Annotated in this window: 23 protein-coding genes and 1 other RNA gene; 9 read left to right on the top strand and 15 right to left on the bottom strand. The window is 64.4% G+C overall.

Features of this window, described 5'->3' with window-relative positions:
- Positions 1 to 6 precede the first annotated feature (6 nt).
- From P24_RS02135 to P24_RS02115, 5 genes are all read right to left on the bottom strand, one after another.
- Entirely contained in the window at positions 7 to 1,134 is a 1,128-nt protein-coding gene (locus tag P24_RS02135) for an ABC transporter permease (RefSeq protein WP_008943047.1), read from the bottom strand.
- 4 nt (positions 1,135 to 1,138) lie between these two features.
- Positions 1,139 to 2,260: a microcin C ABC transporter permease YejB gene (locus P24_RS02130; protein WP_008943046.1), complete on the bottom strand. Its 1,122-nt coding sequence runs from the start codon at positions 2,258 to 2,260 to the stop codon at positions 1,139 to 1,141.
- Positions 2,261 to 2,280: 20 nt separating this feature from the next.
- Positions 2,281 to 4,131, bottom strand: coding sequence for an extracellular solute-binding protein (locus P24_RS02125; RefSeq protein WP_008943045.1), 1,851 nt, complete (start codon positions 4,129 to 4,131; stop codon positions 2,281 to 2,283).
- Between the two features lie 182 nt (positions 4,132 to 4,313).
- On the bottom strand, positions 4,314 to 5,099 hold the full coding sequence (gene hisN, locus P24_RS02120; RefSeq protein WP_008943044.1) for a histidinol-phosphatase: 786 nt from the start codon (positions 5,097 to 5,099) through the stop codon (positions 4,314 to 4,316).
- Positions 5,100 to 5,109: 10 nt separating this feature from the next.
- Positions 5,110 to 5,649, bottom strand: coding sequence for a c-type cytochrome (locus P24_RS02115; protein ID WP_008943043.1), 540 nt, complete (start codon positions 5,647 to 5,649; stop codon positions 5,110 to 5,112).
- A gap of 251 nt (positions 5,650 to 5,900) precedes the next feature.
- Between P24_RS02115 and P24_RS02110 the strand changes: the two genes are divergently transcribed.
- Positions 5,901 to 6,668 (top strand): 3-deoxy-manno-octulosonate cytidylyltransferase, encoded by a 768-nt coding sequence (locus P24_RS02110; protein ID WP_051013062.1) that lies wholly within the window; start codon positions 5,901 to 5,903, stop codon positions 6,666 to 6,668.
- A gap of 26 nt (positions 6,669 to 6,694) precedes the next feature.
- Complete coding sequence (locus P24_RS02105; RefSeq protein ID WP_008943041.1) at positions 6,695 to 7,564, top strand: prephenate dehydratase; 870 nt, start codon at positions 6,695 to 6,697, stop codon at positions 7,562 to 7,564.
- 163 nt (positions 7,565 to 7,727) lie between these two features.
- Here P24_RS02105 and nudC read toward each other — a convergent pair whose 3' ends face one another.
- Entirely contained in the window at positions 7,728 to 8,651 is a 924-nt protein-coding gene (gene nudC / locus P24_RS02100) for an NAD(+) diphosphatase (RefSeq protein WP_008943040.1), read from the bottom strand.
- Positions 8,652 to 8,741: 90 nt separating this feature from the next.
- On the opposite strand from nudC, the gene P24_RS19580 reads away from it, so the two are divergent.
- The 3 genes from P24_RS19580 (at position 8,742) to ffs (ending at position 10,753) form a co-directional block, all read left to right on the top strand.
- On the top strand, positions 8,742 to 9,968 hold the full coding sequence (locus tag P24_RS19580) for an AAA family ATPase (RefSeq protein WP_083859461.1): 1,227 nt from the start codon (positions 8,742 to 8,744) through the stop codon (positions 9,966 to 9,968).
- Between the two features lie 14 nt (positions 9,969 to 9,982).
- Positions 9,983 to 10,615, top strand: a complete 633-nt coding sequence (locus P24_RS19575) for an RloB family protein (RefSeq protein WP_083859460.1) — start codon at positions 9,983 to 9,985, stop codon at positions 10,613 to 10,615.
- A 47-nt stretch (positions 10,616 to 10,662) separates the two neighbouring features.
- Positions 10,663 to 10,753: signal recognition particle sRNA small type (gene ffs, locus P24_RS19570), an RNA gene on the top strand.
- Between the two features lie 60 nt (positions 10,754 to 10,813).
- Here the strand turns inward: ffs and argB are convergent.
- From argB to rpmH, 6 genes are read right to left on the bottom strand one after another with little or no spacing between them, the layout of a single operon-like run.
- Positions 10,814 to 11,731: an acetylglutamate kinase gene (gene argB, locus P24_RS02095; RefSeq protein ID WP_008943038.1), complete on the bottom strand. Its 918-nt coding sequence runs from the start codon at positions 11,729 to 11,731 to the stop codon at positions 10,814 to 10,816.
- 57 nt (positions 11,732 to 11,788) lie between these two features.
- A complete protein-coding gene (gene yihA, locus P24_RS02090) occupies positions 11,789 to 12,445 on the bottom strand; it encodes a ribosome biogenesis GTP-binding protein YihA/YsxC (protein ID WP_008943037.1) in 657 nt (218 codons plus the stop codon).
- A 7-nt stretch (positions 12,446 to 12,452) separates the two neighbouring features.
- Positions 12,453 to 14,303: a membrane protein insertase YidC gene (gene yidC, locus P24_RS02085; protein WP_008943036.1), complete on the bottom strand. Its 1,851-nt coding sequence runs from the start codon at positions 14,301 to 14,303 to the stop codon at positions 12,453 to 12,455.
- Between the two features lie 6 nt (positions 14,304 to 14,309).
- The gene (yidD, locus tag P24_RS02080; protein ID WP_008943035.1) at positions 14,310 to 14,627 is read right to left on the bottom strand and encodes a membrane protein insertion efficiency factor YidD; all 318 of its coding nucleotides are present in this window, start codon (positions 14,625 to 14,627) and stop codon (positions 14,310 to 14,312) included.
- Positions 14,624 to 15,091, bottom strand: a complete 468-nt coding sequence (gene rnpA / locus P24_RS02075; RefSeq protein ID WP_008943034.1) for a ribonuclease P protein component — start codon at positions 15,089 to 15,091, stop codon at positions 14,624 to 14,626. Before rnpA ends, yidD begins: the two co-directional genes overlap by 4 nt.
- A 49-nt stretch (positions 15,092 to 15,140) precedes the next feature.
- Positions 15,141 to 15,275, bottom strand: coding sequence for a 50S ribosomal protein L34 (rpmH, locus tag P24_RS02070; RefSeq protein WP_008943033.1), 135 nt, complete (start codon positions 15,273 to 15,275; stop codon positions 15,141 to 15,143).
- Between the two features lie 189 nt (positions 15,276 to 15,464).
- Between rpmH and P24_RS02065 the strand changes: the two genes are divergently transcribed.
- Positions 15,465 to 16,640 (top strand): 2'-deoxycytidine 5'-triphosphate deaminase, encoded by a 1,176-nt coding sequence (locus P24_RS02065; RefSeq protein ID WP_008943032.1) that lies wholly within the window; start codon positions 15,465 to 15,467, stop codon positions 16,638 to 16,640.
- Positions 16,641 to 16,867: 227 nt separating this feature from the next.
- Here P24_RS02065 and P24_RS02060 read toward each other — a convergent pair whose 3' ends face one another.
- From P24_RS02060 to P24_RS02050, 3 genes are all read right to left on the bottom strand, one after another.
- The gene (locus tag P24_RS02060; RefSeq protein ID WP_008943031.1) at positions 16,868 to 17,191 is read right to left on the bottom strand and encodes a YbaB/EbfC family nucleoid-associated protein; all 324 of its coding nucleotides are present in this window, start codon (positions 17,189 to 17,191) and stop codon (positions 16,868 to 16,870) included.
- Between the two features lie 4 nt (positions 17,192 to 17,195).
- The gene (locus tag P24_RS02055) at positions 17,196 to 19,091 is read right to left on the bottom strand and encodes a DNA polymerase III subunit gamma/tau (protein WP_008943030.1); all 1,896 of its coding nucleotides are present in this window, start codon (positions 19,089 to 19,091) and stop codon (positions 17,196 to 17,198) included.
- A gap of 92 nt (positions 19,092 to 19,183) precedes the next feature.
- Positions 19,184 to 20,779: a lysine--tRNA ligase gene (locus tag P24_RS02050; RefSeq protein WP_008943029.1), complete on the bottom strand. Its 1,596-nt coding sequence runs from the start codon at positions 20,777 to 20,779 to the stop codon at positions 19,184 to 19,186.
- Positions 20,780 to 20,981: 202 nt separating this feature from the next.
- Here P24_RS02050 and P24_RS02045 point away from each other — a divergent pair, with 202 nt between their 5' ends.
- Genes P24_RS02045 through P24_RS02035 form a run of 3 tightly spaced genes read left to right on the top strand, consistent with a single transcriptional unit; the run spans position 20,982 to position 24,541 of the window.
- Positions 20,982 to 21,722 carry a TVP38/TMEM64 family protein gene (locus P24_RS02045; RefSeq protein WP_237740150.1) on the top strand — a complete coding sequence of 247 codons (741 nt, stop codon included), beginning with the start codon at positions 20,982 to 20,984 and terminating at the stop codon, positions 21,720 to 21,722.
- Positions 21,719 to 23,140, top strand: a complete 1,422-nt coding sequence (locus P24_RS02040) for a dihydrolipoyl dehydrogenase family protein (RefSeq protein ID WP_008943027.1) — start codon at positions 21,719 to 21,721, stop codon at positions 23,138 to 23,140. Before P24_RS02045 ends, P24_RS02040 begins: the two co-directional genes overlap by 4 nt.
- A gap of 9 nt (positions 23,141 to 23,149) precedes the next feature.
- The gene (locus tag P24_RS02035; protein WP_008943026.1) at positions 23,150 to 24,541 is read left to right on the top strand and encodes a sensor histidine kinase; all 1,392 of its coding nucleotides are present in this window, start codon (positions 23,150 to 23,152) and stop codon (positions 24,539 to 24,541) included.
- Positions 24,542 to 24,551: the final 10 nt, after the last annotated feature.

Here is a 24,551-nt window from a genome sequence, read left to right as displayed (position 1 = left end):
GCCCGGTCATCGGAGAGTCTTCCGCGGGTCGAAGGCATCGCGCACCGCCTCGCCGACGAAGATCAGCAGGCTCAGCATCACCGCCAGCACCATGAAGCCGGTGATGCCGAGCCAGGGCGCCTGCAAATTCGCCTTGCCCTGCGCCAGCAGCTCGCCCAGCGAGGCCGATCCCGGCGGCAGGCCGAAGCCCAGGAAGTCCAGCGAGGTCAGCGTGGTGATCGAGCCATTCAAGATGAAGGGCATGAAGGTCAGCGTCGCCACCATTGCGTTGGGCAGCATGTGGCGGATCATGATGACGGCGTTGGACACGCCCAGCGCGCGGGCAGCGCGGATATAGTCGAAATTGCGCGCGCGCAGGAATTCGGCGCGCACTACACCAACCAGCGCCATCCAGGAAAAGGCCAGCATCAGGATCAGCAGCCACCAGAAGTTCGGCTCCACCACGCTGGCCAGGATGATCAGCAGATAGAGCACCGGCAGGCCCGACCAGATTTCGATGAAGCGCTGGAAGATCAGGTCCAGCCAGCCGCCGAAGAAGCCCTGCACCGCGCCGGCGGCAATACCGATCAGGGAGCTGAACAGGGTCAGCGTCAGGCCGAACAGCACGGAAAGGCGGAAGCCATAGATCAGCCGGGCAGCGACGTCGCGCGCCTGATCGTCGGTACCGAGCCAGTGCCTGGCGTCCGGCGGCGAGGGCGCGGGGCCGGGCAGGTCGGTCGCCACCGTGTCATAGCTGTAGGGGATCAGCGGCCAGATCGCCCAGCCCTTCTCCTCGATCAACGCCATCACCTCGGGGTCGGTGTAGTCCGCCTCGGTCGGGAAGAAGCCGCCAAAGGTGGTTTCCGGATAGGCCTTCACCACTGGCGCGTAAAGGCCGCCATCGTAATAGACCAGGATCGGCCGGTCGTTGGCGATGAACTCGGCGAACAGGCTGACGAAGAACAGGAAGAGGAATATCCACAAAGACCAGAAACCGCGCCGGTTGGCCCGGAAATTCTGCAGCCGCCGCCGCGTCAGCGGGGTGATGCGCAGCCCCAGGAAACGGTCCTGGGGGGTGGCGATGACGGGCGCGAAGCCGGTGCCGCCAGGGGCGCTGCCAGGAGTGCTGCCAGGAGTGCTGGGGGTATCGGTCATCGCCCTAGACCTCCCGGCTCTCGAAATCGATGCGCGGGTCGATGGCGACATACATCAGGTCGCCCACCAGGTTCAGCAGCAGCCCCAGCAGGGTGAAGAAATACAGCGTGCCGAACATGATCGGATAGTCACGGTTGATCGCCGCCTCGAAGCCCAGCAGCCCCAGCCCGTCCAGCGAGAAGATCACCTCGATCAGCAGCGCGCCGGTGAACAGGATGCCGATGAAGGCGCTGGGAAAGCCGGCGACCACGATCAGCATGGCGTTGCGGAACACATGGCCGTACAGCACGCGGTTCTCGGTCAGCCCCTTGGCTCGCGCGGTCATGACGTACTGCTTGTTGATCTCCTCCAGGAAGGAGTTCTTGGTCAGCATGGTCAGGCCGGCGAAGCCGCCGATGACCATGGCGGTGATCGGCAGCACCAGATGCCAGAAATAATCGACGATGCGGGCCGGCCAGGACAGCTGCTCCCAGTTGGCGCTGGTCAGGCCGCGCAAGGGGAACCAGTCGAGGAAGCTGCCGCCGGCGAACAGCACCACCAGCAGAATGGCGAACAGGAAGCCCGGTATGGCGTAGCCGACAATGACAACGGCGGAGGTCCAGACATCGAAGGCGCTGCCGTCGCGCACCGCCTTGCGCACGCCGAGCGGGATGGAGATCAGATAGACCAGCAGCGTGGTCCACAGCCCCAGCGAGATCGACACCGGCATCTTGTCCAGCACCAGATCGACGACGCGCTGGTTGCGGAAGAAGCTCTCGCCGAAATCGAAGGCGAGATAATTGCCGATCATCAGCGTGAAGCGTTCCAGCGGCGGTTTGTCGAAGCCGAACTGGCGCTCCAGATCCTTGATGAGCTCGGGCGGCAGGCCGCGCGCGCCGCGATACTGGCTGGCGGACTCGTCGCCGCTGCGGCTGGAGGACCGCGACTCGGTGCCGCCGCCAGGTGCCTGCTCGCCGCCACCGCCGGTGATGCGCGCCGTGGCATCCACCGCCGTGCCCCGGATCTCCGCGATCATGCGTTCGACCGGCCCGCCGGGGGCGGCCTGCACGATGACGAAGTTCAGCACCATGATCCCGAACAGGGTCGGGACGATCAGCAGCAGGCGGCGGACGATATAGGCCAGCACGGGGCGCTACCGGTTTCCGGTCAGTTGCTGGACCGACGGCGGAAGGCGTTCACCTTCTCCGCCTTGGCCGGGTCGATCCACCAGGTATCGCTGAAGCCCAGCGCGTATTTCGGCGTGATGTCGGGCTGCGCGAACTTGTCCCAATAGACCGTGCGGAAGGCGCGGATATGCCAGTGCGGCACCACGTAATGGCCCCACAGCAGCACCCGGTCCAGCGCGCGGGTGCGGGCGATCAGGCTGTCGCGGTCCGGCGCCTGGATCACCATGTCGATTAGCTGGTCGATCACCGGGTCGGCGATGCCGGCAGTGTTGCGGCTGCCTTGCTCGTCGCGGCGGCTGGAGCCCCAGAAATCGCGCTGCTCGTTACCGGGCGACAGCGACTGGCCCCAGACATCGACGGTCATGTCGAAATCGAAGCCATCGATGCGGTTCTGGTACTGCGCGGTGTCCACCGTGCGCACGCTGGCCTCGATGCCCAGCCGCTCCAGATTCTTCGCATAGGGCAGGGCAATCCGCTCGAAGGTCGGGCTGGAGAGCAGAATTTCGAAGGCGAAGGGCTCGCCCGCCGCATTCACCAGCTTGCCGCCCTTCACCTGCCAGCCGGCGGATTGCAGCAGCTCCAGCGCCTTGCGCAGATTGGCGCGGTTGTTGCCCGACCCGTCGGTGGTGGGGTTCTTGTATTCGGTGGTGAAGACCTCGTCTGGAATCTTGCCGCGGAACTGTTCCAGGATCTTCAGCTCCTCCCCTTCCGGCAGGCCGCGCGAGGCCAACTCCGAATTGGAGAAATAGCTCTCGGTCCGCGTATAGGCGCCGTAGAACAGCGCCTTGTTCGACCATTCGAAGTCGAAGGCATAGTTCATCGCCAGACGCACGCGCGGATCGCTGAAGATCGCGCGGCGGGTGTTCATTGCGAAGCCCTGCATGCCGGTCGGCAGCTCGTGGGGGATTTCGCGCTGCACCGCCAGCCCCTGGCGCTGGGCCGGGAAATCATAGGCGGTCGCCCATTCCTTGGCGCTGTTCTCCAGCCGGAAATCGTAGGCGCCAGCCTTGAAGGCCTCGATGGCGACGGTGGCGTCCCGGTAATAATCGTAGCGGATGCGGTCGTAATTATAGCGGCCGCGCATGATCGGCAGATCCTTGGCCCAGTAGTCCGCTACCCGCTCATAGGTGATGGTGCGCCCGGGCTCGAAGCTGGCCACCTTGTAGGGGCCGCTGCCGGTGATCGGCTCCAGCGAGGTGCGGTCGAATTCCTTATCGGCGAAGTAGTGCTTCGGCAGCACCGGCATCTGCCCGATGATCAGCGGCAGCTCCATATTCACCGTGTCGCCGAAGCTGAACCGCACCTTGCGCTCGCCCAGCGCTTCGGCCTTCAGCACATCGGCGTAATAGGCCCGGTAGAATGGGGCGCCCTTGGCCTTCAGCGTCTCGAAGCTCCACACCACATCCTCTGCCGTGACCGGCTTGCCGTCGTGGAAGCGGGCTTCCGGTCGCAGCGTGAAGGCGACCCATTTGCGGTCGGCCGGCAGCTCGATACTTTCCGCCAGCAGGCCGTATTCGGTGAAGGCCTCGTCCGAGCTGCTCTGAAGCAGCGTGTCGAAGGTCAGCCCGAGCGCCGCCGCCGAGACGCCGCGCAGGATGAAGGGGTTCAGGCTGTCGAAGGTGCCGATGGCGGCCTGAATGACCTCGCCGCCCTTCGGCGCGTCCGGGTTCACATACTCGAAATGTTTGAAGTCCGCCGGGTATTTCGGCGTGCCGTGCAGGATCAGCGCGTGGCTGGTCGTCACCTCCTGCGCCGTGGCCGGTACCGTCAGGGCGGGCAGCGCAAGAAAGGACAGCAGCAGGAGCAGGAAGCGGGCGAGCGTCTGTCGCATGGGCTTTTCGTGTCTCCTCTCCGAAGGCGGGCCGAAAATTCGGGGCCGGAACGGGTATCCGGGTAACCGTGCTTAACGGCGATATAATGGCAGATCGCGCGGGATAAAGGAGAGGCGCGTACTTACTTCGCGCAAAAAAAGCCGCCAGGCGCCGCTGGAGGCGCCGGCTCAGCCGTGCAAATTCAGGCGTTCAGCAGGTCGAGGACAGCAGGCAGCATCCGGCGGTCGCCGCAGGCCACCACGTCGAAGCTGCCATCGCGGATTTCCAGCTTCTTGCCCTGCCAGTCGGTCAGGCTGCCGCCGGCCTGTTCGATGATGGGGGCCAGCGCCGCCCAGTCATAGAGCTGCAGCGAGGATTCGATGGCGATATCGATGAAGCCGCTGGCCAGCAGGCCGAAGCCGTAGCAGTCGCCGCCCCAGTGGATGAATTTGCAGGCCTTGCCGACTCGCTCGAAGGCGGCGAACTTGCCGTCCTTGAACATGTCGGGGGAGGTGGTCTGCAGCACAGCACCGCCCAGGCCCTTCTCGGCGGGGCGGGTACGGGCCGGAATGCCGTTCAGCGTGGTAGGGTGGCCGGCGCCGCCGATCCAGCGGTCATTGATGATCGGCTGGTTGATGACGCCCAGCACCGGCTCGCCCTTGTGCAGCAGCCCGATCAGCGTGCCGAACAGCGGCTTGCCGGTAAGGAAGGCCTTGGTGCCGTCGATCGGGTCCAGGACCCAGACCCATTCGGCGTCGCGGCGCACGCTGCCATGTTCCTCGCCGATGATGCCGTGGTCGGGAAATTCCTTCTCGATCAGGGCGCGCATCGCCGCCTCGGCGGTGCGGTCGGCGATGGTGACCGGGCTTTCGTCGGCCTTGTCCTCCGCCTGCACGCCACTGCGGAAGTAGCGTTGCGCGACTTCGCCCGCCGCGTCGGCCAGATGGCCGGCGAAGCGGACGAGCGAGTCGGGGCAAGTCTCGGTCACGGAGAGCTGCTTACGGCAGCGGAGCCGGATTGTCGGACAGCGAGCGAAGATAGGCGATCAGGTTGGCGCGGTCCGTATCCTTCTTCAGCCCGGCAAAATTCATCTTCGTGCCCGGGATATATTCCTTCGGATTGAAGATGAAGCGGCTGAGATTCTCGTAGCCCCACTCGCCCTCGGCCGAGGCCATCGCGTCGGAATAGGCGAAATCGCCGAGATGCGCCTTGTCGGCATTCACGATGTTGTAGAGGTTCGGGCCAACGCGGTTCGGGCCGCCCTTCTCGAAGGTGTGGCAGGCGGTGCAGCGCTTCACCAGCGCCTCGCCAGCCGAGGCGTCGGCGGAGGCCAGCAGCGGCGCGATCGGCTCCGGCCACTGGAATTCCTGCGGAGCGGCGGCCGTGGCGGTGGCTTCCTCGGCGACCTCGACCTTGTAGGCATTTTCCTGCAGCGGCTTGGGCGCCACCAGCATGTGCCCCAGGAAACCGGTCACCATGAACAGCAGGGCGCCAATGAGGACACCGGCAGCAACCTTGTTCAGTTCAAATGTCGACATGGAGAGACCTCGTCACGTCCCGTATTGCTTTTCCAGAGCGCGGGAGATTAGTGATTCCCGGCGCGCGTGTCCAAAGGAAAGGCGCGGCGCCGGGTAATCCGAGGGAAATCCGGCGTCGTGCTGTCCCTGAAGGCACCGATATATCGTCTTTCGCCGCCGGCGCGACGCAAAAGCGTCCTCGCATCGGCGATTTCGGTGCGGCATTCTGTCGCGCACTGTCAGTCATTCGTTACAGAAAGCTGTTCGGAATCATGGCTCACGCCCCCGTTTCCCCCGCTGCAACCCGGCCCGTGATCATCATCCCGGCGCGCATGGCCTCGACCCGGCTGCCCGGCAAGCCGCTGGCCGATATCGGCGGCGCGCCGATGATCGTGCAAGTCTGGCGCCGCGCGATGGAGGCCCGCATCGGCCCGGTCTGGGTCGCGGCCGCCGAGCCGGAGATCGTGGCGGCGGTGGCGGCAGCGGGTGGTCAGGCGGTGCTGACCGACCCGGATTTACCCTCGGGTTCCGACCGCATCTGGCAGGCGCTGGAACGCATCGACCCGGAGGGCGCCTATGATGCGGTGGTGAATGTGCAGGGCGACCTGCCGACGCTGGACCCGGCCATTGTCGCCAAGGCCTTCGATCTGCTGGCCGACCCGGCGGTCGATATCGGCACGCTGGCCGCGTCGATCACGATTGCGGAGGAGCGCACTGCCAGCCAGGTGGTGAAGCCGGTGGTGGCCTGGCGTGAGACGGGCGATGTCGGCCATGCGCTCTACTTCACCCGCGCCACGGCGCCCTGGGGCGAGGGCGAGCTGTTCCACCATATCGGCCTCTACGCCTATCGCCGGGACGCGCTGCGCCGCTTCGTCTCATTGCCACCGAGCCCGCTGGAGCTGCGCGAGAAGCTGGAGCAGCTGCGCGCGCTGGAAGCCGGCATGCGCATCGAGGTGGCGCGCGTTGACACGGTTCCGCTCGGCGTCGATACTCCCGCCGACCTCGACCGGGCCCGGCAACTCCTTGCCTCTGGCCGCTAAATCGGGGGCATCTCCAGGGGCCTCTCATGACCGATCCGAAGAACATCATCGCCTTCCAGGGCCTGCCCGGCGCCTTCTCGCACATGGCCTGCCGCGCTGCCCGTCCGGATATGGAAGTGATGCCCTGTGCCAGCTTTGAGGACATGCTGGAAGCGGTCTCCAGCGGTGCCGCGGAGCTGGCCATGGTGCCGGTGGAGAATTCCGTCGCCGGCCGGGTCGCCGACATCCACCATCTGCTGCCGGAATCCGGCCTGCATATCATCGGCGAGCATTTCCAGCGCGTCGAACTGACGCTGCTGGCCGCGAAGGATGCCAGCATCGAGGGCCTGAGCCAGGTGCGCAGCCATGCCATGGCGCTGGCGCAGTGCCGCAAGCTGATCCGCGAGCTGAAGCTGAAGCCCGTCGTCCATCCCGACACGGCGGGTGCTGCCGCCGAGATCGCGGAGCTGAACGATCCGGAGATCGCCGCCCTGGCCTCGCCGCTGGCCGCCGAGATCTATGGGCTGAAGGTGCTGCGCGCCAATGTCGAGGATGCCGCGCACAATACCACGCGCTTCCTCATCATGGCGCGGCAGGGCATCGTCCCGCCGCTGGATGACCAGCCGGTGGTCACCACCATCGTGTTCGCCGTGCGCAGCGTGCCGGCGGCGCTGTACAAGGCGCTGGGCGGCTTCGCCACCAACGGCGTGAACCTGACCAAGCTGGAAAGCTACATGGTCGGCGGCTCGTTCGAGGCGGCCCAATTCTATGTCGATGCCGAGGGGCACCCGGAAAGCCAGTCGATGCAGCACGCGCTGGAGGAGCTGAAATTCTTCTGTCCCAAAGGGGCCGTGAAGATCCTCGGAACCTATCCAGCCAACCCCTACCGGCAGATCGCCAAGCAGAACGGGCGCTAGACTAATTACTCCTTGTCATTGCCGGGCTTGACCCGGCAATCCAGGGACGCAGGGCATGGCGTCCCAGGCAAGGCGCCGCCCCTGGGCCCTCGGGTCAAGCCCGAGGGTGACGATTTAGGGTAGGTCGGTATTGACAGAACATCTGAATCCGCCGCGTTGACGCCTACGCCTTTTCGGCCAGCCAGTCGTCGATCAGCCGGCGGGCGATGGAATCCGTGCGCGGCAGGCGTCGGCTCACCCCGTCGAACGCCTTCATCTCGGTGCGGGTGAACCAGCGCGCGTCGGCCAGTTCCTCCGTATCGATGGTGATCTCCGTACTCTCCGCCGTGGCATAGAAGCCCAACATGATCGAGGAGGGGAACGGCCATGGCTGGGAGGAGTGATAGCGCACGTCGGAGACCTTCACGCCGGTCTCCTCCTCGACCTCGCGGGCGACGGCCTCCTCCAGGCTTTCGCCGGGCTCCACGAAGCCGGCCAGCGTCGAATACATGCCCTCGGCAAAACGCGGGGAGCGGCCGAGCAGCGCACGGTCACCCTGCTCCACCAGCATGATGACGGCGGGGTCGGTGCGCGGGAAATGCTCGGTGGCGCAATCGGGATTGCTGCATTTCAGCACATGCCCGGCCTTCTTCGCGAGGGTCGGGTGGCCGCACAGCCCGCAGAAGCGGTGGCGCAGATGCCAGTACATCAGGCCGCGCGCATAGGCCAGCAGCGAGCCCTCCTCGCGCACCATCAGCGGCCCCACCGCGCGCAGATCGACGAAGTTGGCGCGCGGACCGGCACTGGCGATGCGGCGTTGCGCCTCCTCCTCATCCAGGTCGGAGACGTCGAGTGCGACATAGGTGACGCCATCGCGCACGCCCAGCAGGGCGGTGTGCCGCTTGCCATCCATCAGGTCGCGCGCGGCCTCCGGTTCCAGCAGCACCGGCTTCGGCTCGTCGCCCTCGGCCACCAGATTGCGGCTGCGCCAGACCGGCACCAGCCGCGTCTCCGGCTCCATCAGCGTGTGTTCCAGCCATTCCTCGCGCTGGCGCAGGGCGGCGGCGCGGTCCAGCCCGCCATAGGCGTAATAGTTCATTCGCGGCATGGGGGCAGTATGATTCCTTTGTGTATTTTACGTGTGAATATCGCAAGATTTTGTTAGGATGGCCACTTAAAGTGTTATCTAGAGGCATCTATGCTCTTGCAATTCAGCGTCTCAAATTTTCTTGCAATAAAAAACTCACAAAGCGTGTCGCTCGTCGCTTCAGATCTGAGTGATGCCAAAGCAGGGTTGTTAGATTACCCAGGCAGAGAGGATGTGAAAATCCTCCCTTCTATAATGATATATGGCGCCAACGCATCTGGCAAAACAGCAATAATTAATTCTATTAATTTTATGAAATACATGGTTATTTCGTCATATAACAAGAAAAAAGCTGACGAAGAAATTGGTAGGGAGGTCTTTGCTCTTTGCAATGATTGCTTGATTCTTCCATCAAAATTTTCCATCGATTTTATTTTAAATAAAAATAGATATCATTTTTCATTTGCCGTCTCTGACAAAGAGGTTATTTTCGAAGAGCTGTATGATTATCCAAAGAATAGGAAAAGAAAATTATACCATAGAAGCGAAGGTAAATTTTCTTTTGGAAGAAATTTAAAGGGAAAAAATAAAACTATCTCAGAAATCACTAGAAAAAACTCTTTGTATATTTCTGCTGCAGCTCAGGCGGGTCATGGCTTGTTGTCAGAAATCGCGAGATTTTTTGAAGGAATCAGAACAGTTTCTGCTGTATCTGTGCGCGCCTTTGATTCGGATGAGCTGGATCCTCGCATTATTGAGTTTTTGAAGGAAATTGGAACAGGCGTCGTGGGGTATATGCGAGTACCTGCCGAATTTCCTGAAGAAGTGAAGAGTTTGGAGAAGGTAATTTATGACGCTGTTACCAAACTCTCCACGAACGAAGTGGAAATAAAAGCTAACTTACTTCCATCTAACGAAATTAGGCTAGCTCACTTGCATGAATCAGGTGAAGAAGTGTTCTTTGATCTTGTTAAGGAGAGCTCTGGAACCAGAAGGCTATTGGTACTATTGGGACGCATATACTCCGTATTGGATAAAGGCGGCGTCTTAATTATAGATGAATTGGATGCGAGTCTTCATACGCAGATTGTTGAATCTATAGTTAATTTATTTTCTAATAATACGATTAATAAGAATAATTCTCAGCTAATTGCCACCACACACGACACTAATATTCTAAAATCAAAGTTCTTCAGGAGAGACCAACTATGGTTTGTTCAGAAGGCCTACGACGGCAGCGCACATATATATCCGTTGACAGATTTCAGGACTCGAAAAGGAGATAATCTTGAGCGAGGATATCTGCAGGGAAGATATGGAGCAGTGCCTTATATCTAGGAAACTGTCTGATTATGACTCGCAAATTCGATTTACGGCGCGATAAATTCAAAAGAGAGCCAAGGGCAAGGTTTATTATATTTTGTGAAGGGGCGCTTACAGAGCCAGAGTATTTTGAAGCAATAAAGAGATTATACACGGGTTCCTTAATTGAATTTCGTATAATTAAGGCGGCCGGGGTTCCAATGACTATGGCAGAGTCAGCAATTGAGAGTTCTGCGGACATTAGAAACCGACGAAAGAAAGATTCATATGAGGCAGCAGATCAAATTTGGGTTGTTTTTGATCGCGATGAACACCCAAATTTTGATGAGGCAATAAGATTATGTGAGCGTAAAAAAATTAAAATTGCCCGCTCTAATCCCTGTTTTGAAGTTTGGCTTTTACTGCATTTTTGTGATTTTGATAAACCTGGGAATCGACATGAAATTCAAAGACACTTGGAAAAAATTGACAAAGATTATAAAGTTAGTGGAAGAAAGACGTTGAATTGTGACAACATAGTAAAGAATGTAATTGTTGCAGAAAAAAGATCTGCAGAGTTAATAAGAAGAAGAGAGAATGAGCGCTGTCCTTATGGCGTTGTTTCAACAACTGTCCACCTTCTAACTTCTGAAATCAGGGCAGCTTCTGACTCTAGTTCTTGATATGTCCTCTTGCATTCTGTTTATTTTGGCGCGATATAGGGGCCGGGAGGCTGGCGCGGACGGAGTCCTCGCCAACCCGGTCAGGTCCGGAAGGAAGCAGCCGTAACGAGTTTCGCTTCGGGTCGTTGCCAGTCTCCTTTTCAGGAAAGAAAACCAGCGGCCCCAAACCGGCTGCCGAAAACCGGCGGCCTGTGCGGCTTATCCCCTGCGGATCAGCGTGCCGGCGCCGTGTTCGGTGAAGATTTCCAGCAGCACCGCATGCTCGCCGCGCCCGTCCAGGATGACGGCGGCGTCCACCCCGCCCTCGACTGCCTGCACGCAGGTCTCCACCTTCGGGATCATGCCGCCGGAAATGGTGCCCTCGCGGATCAGCCGGTCCACATCGGCCAGCGTCAGCTCGTCGATCAGCTTCTTGTCCTTGTCCAGCACGCCGGACACGTCGGTCAGCATCAGCAGGCGGCTGGCGTTCAGCGCGCCGGCGATGGCGCCGGCGGCGGTGTCGGCGTTGATGTTGTAGGTCTGGCCGTCCTCGCCGATGCCGACCGGGGCGATGACCGGGATGAACTTGGTGTCGTTGAAGACGCGCAGCACCTCGGTATTCACCTTCATCGGCTCGCCGACGAAGCCCAGATCCAGCACCTTCTCGATGTTGGAATCGGTCTTCTGCCGGTGTTCCAGCTTGCGCGCCTGAATGAGGTTGCCGTCCTTGCCGCACAGGCCCACGGCCTGACCGCCGGCAGCCTGGATGGCGCTGACGATCTGCTTGTTGATGGCGCCGGCCAGCACCATCTCCACCACCTCGACGGTGGCCTTGTCGGTGACGCGCAGCCCGTCGATGAATTCGCTCTGGATCTGCAGCTTCTTCAGCATCTCGCCGATCTGCGGACCGCCGCCATGCACCACCACCGGGTGGATGCCGACCTGCTTCAGCAGCACCATGTCGGCGGCGAACAGCGCGGCCAGCCTTTCGTCGCCCATGGCATGGCCGCCATACTTCACGACCACGGTGCGGCCGGCATAGCGGCGCATATAGGGCAGCGCCTCCGACAACACCTTGGCCGTGGACAGCCAGTCGCGCGGGCTGATGCTGGGGGTGGACGGAGTCTTGCTGGTCATGGCGCTGCGATCCCTCTGGTGGCGTTTTCGCTTCGATAAATGGCTACCAGCGCTCGGTTACGGCTGCAAGGCGAGCGTGGCCAGTTCCGCGCGCAGTTCGGGAATACCCTCTCCGTTGACCGCGCTGGTCGGGAACAGCACGGGATAGGCCGCAACCCGCTTCGACAGCTCGGCGGACAGCTTGTCCAGCGTGGCCTGCAGCTCGGCCGGCTTGGTCTTGTCGGTCTTGGTCAGCACCACCTGATAGACCACGGCGGCCTGGTCCATCAGGGCCATCACCTCGCGGTCATTATCCTTCAGCCCGTGCCGCGCATCGACCAGCAGGCAGACCCGGCGCAGCGAGACCCGGCCGCGCAGGTAATCCTTCACCAGCCTCGTCCAGTCCCGCACCTGGGTCTTGGAGACCTTGGCGAAGCCATGGCCTGGCAGATCGACCAGCAGCAGCCGGTGGCCGAGATCGAAGAAGTTCAGCTGCTGGGTGCGGCCCGGCGTGTTGGAGGTGCGGGCCAGCGTCTTGCGGCCGGTCAGCGCGTTGATCAGGCTGGACTTGCCGACGTTGGAGCGGCCGGCGAAGGCGATCTCCGGCAGGCTGTCGGGCGGCAACCGGTCCAGCGTCGTCGTTGCCGCCACGAAGCCGCATTCCTGCGCGAACAGCAGGCGGCCGGCCTCAAGCGCGGCTTTCCGTTCGGCCTCGTCCTGCAGGGTGCTGTCCATCCCGCCGTCAGGACTTCTTCTTGGCCGGCTTGGTCTTGCCAGCGGACTCGGCCGGCTTCTTGTCCTCGGCCTTGGGCTTGGCGGCCGGCGCGGTGACGCTCTTGTCCTTGCCGCCGCCGATCTTCACGCCCATGCGGCGCATGATGACGTACTGCTGCGCCATGGACAGCGTGTTGTTCCACGCCCAGTAGATCACCAGGCCGGCCGGGAAGCTGGCCAGCATGACTGTGAACACGATCGGCAGGAACATGAAGATCTTCGCCTGCAGCGGGTCGGCCGGCTGCGGGTTCAGCTTCTGCTGCAGGAACATGCTGACGCCCATGATGATGGGCCACACGCCGATCATCAGCATCTGCGGCGGGTCCCACGGGATCAGGCCGAACAGGTTGAAGATCGTCGTCGGGTCGGGCGCCGACAGGTCCTTGATCCAGCCATAGAACGGGGCATGGCGCATCTCGATGGTGACGAACAGCACCTTGTAGAGCGCGAAGAACACCGGAATCTGGACCAGGATCGGCAGGCAGCCGGCGGCCGGATTGACCTTCTCCTTCTTGTACAGCGTCATCATTTCCTGGTTCAGGCGCTGGCGGTCATCGCCGATCCGCTCGCGCAGCTCCATCATCTTGGGCTGCAGCTCCTTCAGCTTGCTCATCGCCTTGTAGGACTTGTTGGCGAGCGGGAAGAACAGCAGCTTGATGACGACGGTCAGCGCCAGGATGGCGAGGCCGAAATTGCCCAGGAAATGGTATAGCCAGTCGATGGCGTAGAAGATCGGCTTGGTCAGGAAGTAGAACCAGCCGAAATCGATGGCGAGGTCGAAATTGGCAATGCCGTACTGTTCCTCGTAGCGGTCGAGGGTGCGCACTTCCTTCGCGCCGACGAACAGCCGGTTCACGCTTTCCAGCGTGGCACCGGCGGCGATCTCGCGGCCCGCATCCAGATAATCCACCTGGTAGCGGTCGTCATTGTTGCGCGTGGTGTGCAGGAAGCGCGCCTTCACCTGCTCCTGCTGGTCGGGGACCAGGGCCACCAGCCAGTATTTGTCGGTAATGCCGATCCAGCCGCCGGTCGAGGGCATCTCGACCTGCTTGTCTTCCTGGATGTCGTCGTAATCGACTTCCTTCAGCGTGCCGTCGAACACGCCCAGCAGGCCTTCATGCAGGATGAAGAAGCCAGAGGTCTGCGGCGTGCCGCCGCGCGAGGCCAGCGCGTAGCTGTGCAGGTTCACCGGCTGGCCGCTTTCGTTCGTGACGCGCTGGGTGACCGTGAACATGTAGTCGCTGTCCAGCGCCACGCGCTTTTCGAAGCGCAGCCCCTGGCCATTGTCCCAGGTCAGCGTCACCGGCTGGCCGGGCGACAGCACGTCGCGGTCGGCCTGCCAGACCGTGTCCGGGCCGGGCACGGCGATGCCACTGCTGCCGGCGCCGGCGACCCAGCCCAGTTCGGCATAATAGGGCTGCGGCAGGCCGCGCGGGGTCAGCAGCGTGATGTTCGGGCTGCTCTTGTCCGGGTTGACGTGGTAGTCGCGCAGGGTGATGTCGTCGAGCCGCCCGCCGGTCAGCGACAGGCTGCCGCGCAGCCGGGGCGAATCGATGCGGATGCGCGGGCTGGCGGCGATCACCTGCTCGCGGGTCTGCGGCTGGTTGGCCGCGGTCACCGTACCCGCCGTCACATCGGCGCCGGGCGCCGCCGGGCTGGGGCGCGAGGCATCCAGCTCGCGCGCCTGCTGGGCGATCTGCTCGCTCGTCTGCGCCTGCTGCTGCTCCTGCATCTTCGGGAATTCGAAGAAGTACTGGAAGCCCAGCAGGATCGCCAGCGAGACGCCAATGGCGAGGATGAGGTTCTTCTGATCGGTCATCGCAAATCAGCCCGTAACCGTTTCATGCCCGCCATGGGCGCGCGTGTGGGAAGGATGTGTGCAGGAATTGGTGGCCGTCTTGCCGTCCTGTCCGGCTGCCCCGGCGGAGGGCACGGGATCATAGCCCGATCCGCCCCAGGGATGGCAGCGCAGAATGCGGCGTGCGGCAAGATAGCCGCCCTTCAGCGCGCCATGCGTCGCCAGCGCTTCCAGCGCATACTCCGAACAGCTTGGCGCAAAACGGCAATTCACGCCCAGCAGGGGCGAGATACCGTAGCGATAGAGATGGATCGGCAAGCGCAGAATATGGACGAGGGGACTCATGACGCCTCCCCTTCGGTGCGCGGGGCATCGGCCCTGAGGGCACCGGTCTTGCGCAGGGCCAGCTTCAGATCCTCGACCAGCAGCGCATAGGGGCGCGTCGCGGTGTCGCGGCGCGCGATCAGCACATAGTCGAGACCGGGCTTGGCGTAGAGCGGCATGACCTCGTCCACAACGGCTTTCAGGCGGCGTATGGCCCGGTTGCGCACCACGGCGTTGCCGACCTTGCGGCTGGCGGTGAAGCCGATCTGGATCGTGGTTCCATCAGGCCCAGCCTGCTGGGCGTCCGGTTGCGCGTTGGCGACCTGCAGCATCACGCCGGGCGTGACCCATTTGCGGCGCACCCCGGCGACGCGCAGGAAGTCGGCACGGCGCTTCAGGCGGGCGAGCGAAGACCCGTCTTTCCGCTGTGGTTCGGCCCGCTCGGGACTGGTCCGCTGGGGCTCGGCCATCGCCACCTCGGCCATCGCTGCCGCCGGCCGTTCGACTGGGGCGGCAGCGTGATAGGAAATGGTCTTAGGCCGACAGGCGCTTGCGGCCGCGCGACCGGCGGTTGGCGATCACCTTGCGGCCGCCGACAGTCGCCATGCGGGCGCGGAAACCGTGCCGGCGGGCACGAACGATCTTGCTGGGCTGAAAAGTACGCTTCACGGGTTTTCTCCGTTGGCCAACGTCGAGAATTTCTGAAAATCGAGCGCCGGTGTATAAGCGCAACGCCCGCCGGAGTCAATGTGAGCCGTGCGGCAAAGCACTAATCGGCACATGCTGGCATCTTGCCACGGAAACCATTGCGACGGTATGACGGCTGCATTAGCCGCGAACGAAGGACCGCGACAGCCCATGGCCGACAGCGCCCCGCAGACCGCCTCCGCCTCAGGTGCTCCGGCCCAGCCGGTGCGCGGCACCGGCATCCTGCCCTCCCAGATGCTGCGCTATCTGATCGAGCAGGGCGATATCCTGGCCGATGTGCCGATTGGGGAGGATCAGGTGCAGCCGGCCAGCCTCGACCTGCGGCTGGGGGCCATCGCCTACCGCGTGCGCGCCAGCTTCCTGCCGGGGCAGGGTGTGGCGGTGCGGCAGAAGATCGAGCAGTTCGGCATGCACGAGATCGATCTGTCGCGCGGCGCGGTGCTGGAGCGTGGCTGTGTCTATATCGTGCCGCTGATGGAACGGCTGCGGCTGCGCGCCGGCATCGCCGGGCTCGCCAATCCGAAAAGCTCGGCCGGGCGGCTCGACATCTTCACCCGCGTCATCACCGATGGCGGCGAGGCGTTCGAGGCGATCCCCGCCGGCTATGAAGGGCCGCTCTATGCCGAGATCGCGCCGCGCACCTTTTCGGTGCTGGTGCGTCAGGGCACGCGGCTGAACCAGCTGCGCCTGCGCAAGGGGCAGCCCGGCCTCAGCGCCTCCGAGTTGCATGCGCTGCACGCGGCCCAGCAGCTGACCGACCGGGCGCTGGAACGCGCCGATCTGCGCGGCGGCGTGCCGTTCAGCGTCGATCTGTCGGGCGAGACGGCGGCCCCCGGCTTTGCCGGCGGCGTCATCGGCTATCGCGCCCGGCGCAATGCCGGCCTCATCGATTTCGACAATATCGGTGCTTATGCCATTGAAGACTTCTGGGAGCCGCTGCGCGCCGCCAAGGACGGGCTGGTGCTCGACCCGGACGATTTCTACATCCTGGCGTCCAAGGAAAGCGTGGCGGTGCCGCCCGACCATGCCGCCGAGATGGTGGCCTACGATACCTCGGTCGGTGAGTTCCGCGTGCATTATGCCGGCTTCTTCGATCCCGGCTTCGGCCATGGTGCGGCCGGCGGGCGCGACGGCGACGGCATCGGCTCGCGCGGCGTTCTGGAAGTGCGCTCGCACGACGTGCCCTTCCTGATCGAGGATGGCCAGCGCGTCGGCCGGCTGATCTACGAGAAGCTGTCGGCCGCGCCTGACAAGCTGTACGGGCAGGGCATCGGCTCCTCCTACCAGCGCCAGGGGCTGACGCTGGGCAAGCAGTTCCGCCGATAGGGGGGCTTCGGGGGGCTCCCCCTCACCCAGCTCCACCTAACCTCGCTTTCGCTTCCTCCAGCCGTCATTCCCGGGCTTGTCCCGGGAATCCAGGGTTCAGTTTACTCGAGCGGGCATCCAGCAAGCGGAAGCCTGGACCCCCGGCACAAGGCCGGGGGTGACGGTCGTCGTAAAAGCGGGAACTGGAAGGCCGCCGGGGAAAAGAGCAGTGCCGGCGCCGGCCATCCTCAGAACGGCAGCTTCATGCCTTCGGGCAGTTTCATGCCCCCGGTCAGCTTCTGCATCTGCTCGGCCATGTGCGCCTCGACCTTGGCCTTGGCGTCGTTGGTGGCGGCAACGATCAGGTCTTCCAGCACCTCGACATCCTCGGGCGTGGCCAGCGTCGGGTCGATCTTGATCGCCCGCATCTCGCCCTTGCCGTTCAGCGTGACGGTCACCATGCCGCCGCCGGACTGGCCGGTCATCTCGTGGCGCTCCAGCTCGGCCTGCATCTCGGTCATGCGGGCCTGCATCTGCTGCGCCTGCTTCATCATGCTTGCCAGATTCTTCATCGCATCAATCCTCTTCGCTCTGGTCCTCGCCGGCGATGCCATCGTCCATCGTGCCGTCGAGCGTGTCTGATACCCCGGCAACCGGCGTCTCGGCCGGCTGTAGCGCTCGCACATCGGCGATGGCGGCGCCGGGGAAATGGTCCTGCACGGCCAGCACCAGCGGGTGGCGGCTGGCGCGGTCGCGCTGTTCGTTCTCCGCCGCGTGGCGCTGTTCGGCGATGGTCGGCTGGCCCGGCTCGCGCGAGACCGAGACGAGCCAGCGCCGCCCGGTCCATTCGCCCAGATAGCGCCCGATCTGGCTGGCGAGGTCCGGCCGTGTGCCGGGGCCGGGATGGAACTCGATGCGGCCAGGCTCGAAATGCACAAGGTGCACCTTCATTTCCAGCTCGCTCTGCAGCAGCACCTCGCGATTATCGCGGAACAGCGCTACCACCTCGGCGAAGCTGCGCGGGTCGGGCAGGGCCGGTTCCACCTGAACCGCTGGCTGCGGCGCGGGCTGGCGCATCGCCTGCGGCCCGCCACCACTTTCACCAGTTACCCAGGGCGGCATGTCGTCGGTGCCGCCCGCGCTGGTCCCAACCGCATCGGCGGGCGGGGCGGCTTGTGGCGCTGCCGAAGGCCGCGATGCTGATCCAGAGGGTGGCGAATGTGGCGCGGGCATCGGGGCACCCGCCGGGGCAACACTCCCGCCGCCCTCCTTTGCCTGCCGGATCAGCTCGGCCGGCGGCGGCAGCTCCGCCATGTGGGCGAGGCGGATCAGCACCATCTCGGCGGCCTGCAGCGGCTGCGGCGCGGTCTGTACTTCCTGCAGCCCCTTCAGCAGCCCCTGCCAGGCACGGGCCAGCGCGGCCACGCCCAGCCGCGAGGAGATATCCCTGCCGCGCGCCAGCTCGGCGTCGGACAGGCCACTGGCCGCGACCGCCGCGGGGGCGACCTTCAGCCGGGTCAGGAAATGCGTCAGCTCCAGCAAATCCTGGACGATCACCACCGGGTCGGCGCCGACGCCATGCAGGCCGGCCAGCCGTTCCAGCGCTGCCGTCGGGTCGCCGCGCATCACCGCGTCGAACAGGTCGAGCGCCTGGTCGCGGTCGGCGAGGCCCAGCATGCCCTTCACCGACTCTTCCGTGACCGTCGCACTTTCGGCGTCGTTGCCGGCGAGCGCGATGGCCTGGTCGAGGATCGACAGCCCGTCGCGCACCGATCCGTCGGCGGCGCGGGCCACCAGGCGCAGCGCGCCCTCCTCGATGCCGATGCCTTCCTTCTGCGCGATGGCGGCGAAATGGCCGGACAGCACGTCGAGATCGACCCGGCGCAGGTCGAAGCGCTGGCAGCGCGATAGCACGGTCACCGGCACCTTGCGGATTTCCGTGGTGGCGAAGATGAATTTCACGTCCGAGGGCGGCTCCTCCAGCGTCTTCAACAGCGCGTTGAAGGCGGCGGTGGAGAGCATGTGCACTTCGTCGATGATGTAGATCTTGTAGCGCGCCGAGACCGGGCGGTAACGCACGCCTTCGATCAGCTCGCGGATATCGTTCACGCCGGTGCGGCTGGCGGCGTCCATCTCCAGCACGTCGGGGTGGCGGTCCTCGGCGATGCCGCGGCAGGCCTCGCACACGCCGCAGGGGCTGACGGTGGGGCCGCCCTGCCCGTCCTGGCCGGTGCAGTTCAGCGCGCGGGCCAGGATGCGCGCCGTGGTCGTCTTGCCGACGCCGCGCACGCCGGTCAGCATGAAGGCATGCGCCAGCCGGCCCGACGCGATGGCGTTGCGCAGCGTGCGCACCAGCGCCTCCTGGCCGATCATCTCGGCGAAGGTCTGCGGCCGGTATTTGCGCGCCAGCACCCGGTAGGGCGCTTGCGGGGCCGGTGTTGCCTCGGCGGTTGGCGTCGTCTGCTCTGTCATCGTCCTGTTCGGCGACGGTGCGGGAGAAACGCCGTTAAGCTACGACAGCGGGACGGCGGGAACAATGCCTTGCGCCCGCCGCTCCGGCCTGCTCAGGCGAGCTTGCCGTCCAGCGCCTTGCGGATCAGCGCCACCATGTTGTCGCGGCCATAGAGCTGCACGAAGGAGCCCATGCGCGGCCCCTGCTCCTGCCCCAGCAGCACCTCATAGACGGTCTTGAACCAGCCGCGCAGATCCTCGGCCATGATGGTCTTGCCGACCTCGTAGAAGAGGTTCTGGATATCCTCCGCGCTGGCGTCCGCAGGGGCGGCTTCCAGCTGGGCAGCCAGCGCTTCGAAGGCGCCGCGCTCCGCCTCGGTCGGCGCACGGTAGGCCTTATTGGCGGCGACGAAGTCCCGGTAGTAGTTCAGCGCATAGCCGACCAGCCGGTCGAGCTGCGGGTCGCCCTCCGGCGTTGCCCCCGGCGCGTAGGACCGGATGAAGCCCCACAGCACCTCCTTGCTCTCGGCATGGCAGGCGCTGGCGAGGTTCAGCAGGATGCCGAAGGTCAGGCCGGTGCTGTCCGGCGCCGGCGGCTTGCCGCCATGGATGTGCCAGGCCGGGTTCTCCAGCTTCTTCGCCTCCTCCTCCTCGGCGAACTTGCCGACGAAGGTGCGGTAATCGTCCACGGCGCGCGGGATGACGTCGAAATACAGCCTTTTCGCCTTGCGCGGCGACTGGAACATGTACAGTGCCAGGCTCTCCGGCGGGGCATAGGTCAGCCATTCCTCGACCGACAGGCCATTGCCCTTGGACTTGGAAATCTTCTGCCCCTTCTCGTCCAGGAACAGCTCGTAGGCGAAGCCTTCCGGCGCCTTGCCGGCCAGGATGCGGACGATCTTCGCCGACAGCTCCGCCGACGGAATCAGATCCTTGCCGTACATCTCGTAATCGACGCCCAGCGCGAACCAGCGGCCGGCCCAGTCGGCCTTCCATTGCAGCTTCACATTGCCGCCGGTCACCGGCGTCTCGACCAGCGCGCCATCCTCGCCGCGATAGACGATGGTGCCGTCGTCCGGCTTGGTCTCGACCACCGGCACCTGCAGTACGCGGCCGGTCTTCTGGCAGATCGGCAGGAAGATGGAATAGGTCTGCTGCCGCTCCTCGCCCAGCGTCGGCAGCATGACCGCCTGGATTTCCTCGTAATGCCGCAGCATCGCCAGCAGCATCGGGTCGAACCGGCCGGACTTGTACCAGTCGGTCGCCGACTGGAACTCGTACTCGAAGCCGAAGGAATCGAGGAAGGCGCGCAGCCGCGCATTGTTGGCCGCGCCAAAGCTCGGATATTCGTTCGAGAACGGGTCCGGCACGGAGGTCAGCGGCTTGCCCAGATGGGCGGCCAGCATGTCCTTGTTCGGCACATTGTCCGGCACCTTGCGGAAGCCGTCCATATCGTCGGAGAAGCAGAACAGCTTGGTCGGGATGTCGGACAGGCGCTGGAAGGCCTGGCGCACCATCGTGGTGCGCGCCACCTCGCCGAAGGTGCCGATATGCGGCAGGCCGGACGGGCCATAGCCGGTCTCCAGCAGCACATACCCCTTCTCCGGGACTTTTCCCCCGATGCGGTCCAGCAGTTTGCGCGCCTCCTCGAAGGGCCAGGCGCGGGCGGCGGGGGCGAGTTCTCGCTCGAAGGGCTGGATGGAGGTCATGGCGCGTAACTTTCCGCTAATTTGAGCGCCGGAAGCTAGGCCGGAGTCTGGTTCGGGTCAACCATGCAGCGTATCCGCCCCGCGCGGTAGCTCACGGCGCCCTTCATGGCCCGGTTCACGGCCCGGTTCACGGCATGGTGAGTGGCCGTGTCCCGGCCATGTGTTTATATACGGCTCGAACGATATGGCATGGAGCGATCAGGTGGCGCAGACGCACGGACAGGACGGCAGGGAGGCTGGCGCGGGGCTTTTGCTGCGCCGATTCTGGCCGCTGCTCGTCCTGGCTGTCGCGCTGACCCTGTTCTTCGCGCTCGACCTCAACCGGTACTGCACCATCGATGCGGTGCGCGACAACCGCGATGCGCTGATGGCGCTGGTCGCGGAATATGGTCTGCTCGCGGCGCTGGCCTATGCCGTCCTTTATGCGCTGTTCGTCGCCTTTTCGCTGCCGGCGGCGACGGTGCTGACCCTGCTGGCCGGTTTCCTGTTCGGCACGGCGTCGGGTACGCTGATCGTGGTGGCCGGGGCGACGACAGGCGCGGTCGCGGTGTTCCTCGCCGCCCGGCACATGTGCCAGGATGCGCTGCGCCGCCGCGCCGGACCTTGGCTGGGCAGGATGCAGGGCGGCTTCAACGAGAATGCCGTCTCCTACATGCTGGTGCTGCGTCTGGTGCCGCTCTTCCCCTTCTTCGTGGTGAACATCGTCCCGGCCCTGCTGGGTGTTTCCTTGCGTGTCTTTGCCCTGACCACGCTGGTCGGCATCATTCCCGGCAGCCTGGTCTATGTCAGTGTCGGCAACGGGCTGGGCGCGCTGTTCGAGCGCGGCGGCACGCCGGATCTCGGCCTCATTTTCGATATGGAAATCCTGCTGCCGCTGCTGGGCCTCGCGGCGCTGTCGCTGCTGCCGGTGGGCTACAAGGCCTGGAAGCGGGCGCACCGATGAGCCAGCGTATCGAGACCGATATCTGCGTCATCGGCGGCGGTTCGGCCGGGCTGTCGGTGGCCGCCGGGGCGTCGCAGATGGGCGCCCGCACCGTGCTGGTGGAGCGCGCGAAGATGGGCGGCGACTGCCTGAACTATGGCTGCGTGCCGTCGAAGGCGCTGCTGGCCGCCGGCCGCCGCGCCCGCATCGCCAATCACAGCGCCGAATTCGGCATCGACGGCCAGGCGAGCATAGATTTCGCCCGGGTGCAGGCGCATGTCGCTGGCGTGATCGCCGCCATCGCGCCGCATGATTCGGTGGAGCGGTTCGAAGGGCTGGGTGTCACGGTGATCCAGGCCGATGCCCGTTTCACCGGCCCGGCAGAGCTGGTTGCCGGCGATACACTCATCCGCGCGAAGCGCTTCGTCATCGCCACCGGGTCGCGCGCCGCCATTCCGCCGGTACCGGGGCTGGAGAGCGTGTCGTACCTCACCAACGAGACGATCTTCGGGATGCCGGAAAAGCCCGCGCATCTGCTGATCCTCGGCGGCGGGCCGATCGGGCTGGAGATGGCGCAGGCGCACCGCTACCTCGGCTGCGAGGTGACGGTGATCGAGATGGCCACTGTCGCCGGCAAGGACGATCCGGAGCTGGTCGAGCAGCTGCGCAAGCGGCTGTGCGCCGATGGTATCCGGCTGCTGGAGCGCACCAAGGCGCTGGGCGTCGCCGCGAAGCAGGGCGGTGTGTCTGTGATGGTGGAGAAGGATGGCATCGCCGAGGAGGTTTCGGGCAGCCATCTGCTGGTGGCGACCGGCCGCGCACCGTCTGTCGAGGGGCTGGGGCTGGAGGCTGCCGGCGTCCGCTACGGCAAGAAGGGCATCGAGGTCGATGCCCGCCTGCGCACCAGCAACAGGCACATCTTCGCCATCGGCGATGTCGCCGGGCCGTATCAGTTCACCCACATGGCCGGTTATCACGCCGGCATCGTCATCCGCAACGCGCTGTTCCGCCTGCCGGCCAAGGTCGATTATTCGGCCGTGCCCTGGGTCACCTATACCGATCCGGAACTGGCGCAGGTCGGCCTGAATGAGGAGGCGGCGCGGCAGCAGCATGGCGATATCCGCATCCTGCGCTGGGGCTTCCACGAGAATGACCGGGCGCAGGCCGAGCGCGAGACGGAAGGTTATGCCAAGATCGTTACCCTGCCGAATGGCCGTATCCTGGGGGCAACGATCCTGGGCCCGCAGGCGGGTGAGTTGATCGCGCTGTGGGCGCTGGCGGTCTCTAGCAAGATGAAGATCGGCGCCATCGCCTCGCTGATCCTGCCCTATCCGACGCTGGGCGAGGTCGGCAAGCGCGCCGCCGGCAGCTTCTACACGCCGAAGCTGTTCGGCGAGCGCACACGGAAGATCGTGCGCTTCCTGCTGAAGTTCGGCTAAAACCGGTTCATGCCCTTCGACGCCTTTACCCGTTCGCTGTCCGCCCGGCTGCTGGTGCTGACCATCGGCTTCGTCATGCTGGCCGAGGTGCTGATCTACACCCCCTCCATCGCGCGCTACCGCGAGACCTACATGGAGGAGAAGCTGGCCTCGGCCCATCTGGCGGCGCTGACCATCGATGCCGCCCCCGACCGCATGGTGACGCAGGATCTGGAACAGGCGCTGCTGGCCCATGTCGGCGCGCATGCCATCGACCTGTTCAAGGACGGGCAGATGACGCACATGCTGGGCAGCGAGGATTCGCTGCGGCCGGCGGAAGCCTTCGACCTCCGGACAGCGATGGCGAGCGACCTCATCATGGATGCCTTCGCCGTGCTGCTGCGCACCGAGGACCGCCTCATCCAGGCGACCGGAACCTCGCCCAAGGATGCCGAGGTCGTGGTCTCCGTGATCTTCGACGAAAAGCCGATGCGCGCCGAGATGCTGGCCTTCTCCGAGCGCATCCTGGCGCTGTCGCTCATCATCTCCTTCATCACCGCGGCGCTGGTCTTCTTCAGCCTGCGCAGCATGCTGGTGCGGCCGATGCAGCGCCTCACCCAGAGCATGACCGAATTCCGCCGCGACCCGGAGGAAACGCCGGTCTTCCCCGCCAGCAGCCGGCGCGACGAGATCGGCACGGCGGCGCGCGAGCTGGCCTCGATGCAGAGCGACCTGAAGGCGGCGCTGCGCCAGAAGACGCGGCTGGCGACGCTGGGCGCCACGGTGTCCAAGGTGAATCACGATCTGCGCAACATGCTGGCCACTGCCTCGCTGGTCTATGACACGCTGTCGCGCAGCGAGGACCCGCATGTGAAGCGGGTGGTGCCGACGCTGTACCGCACCATCGACCGGGCCATCAACATCTGTACCCAGACGCTGAACTTCACCCAGGAACATCCGCCGGTCAGCAAGGCGCCGGTGCGGCTGCGGGAGTTCGTCGCCGAGATCGCGGAGGAGATCGATACCGGCTTCTTCCCCGCCGAGCGCCAGGCCGAGCTGGTGCCCGACATCCCGGAGGCGCTGACGGTGGAGATCGACCGCCACCAGTTCCACCGGGTTATCGCCAATCTGGCGCGCAATGCCGCCGAGGCGGGGGCGGAACGGATTCGCATCTCGGCCCGGCGCGATGACATGGGCACGGAAATACTGGTGGAGGATGACGGGCCGGGCATGCCGGAGACGGTGCGGGTGACGCTGTTCCGGCCCTTCGCCGGCTCCACCAAGGCGGCGGGAACGGGTCTCGGCCTCGCCATCGTGAAGGATCTGGTGCTGGCCCATGGCGGCACGGTAGAACTGGCGCATACCGGGCCGGAGGGCAGCTGCTTCCGCATCCTGCTGCCGGCGGAAAAGCGAAAGCGATAGGGGGATAGGG

The sequence above is a fragment of the Oceanibaculum indicum P24 genome, from assembly GCF_000299935.1.
In the GTDB taxonomy this organism is placed as follows: domain Bacteria; phylum Pseudomonadota; class Alphaproteobacteria; order Oceanibaculales; family Oceanibaculaceae; genus Oceanibaculum; species Oceanibaculum indicum.
The sequence above is the reverse complement of the archived record's forward strand: the minus strand, read 5'-3'. Positions and strand labels throughout refer to the sequence as shown.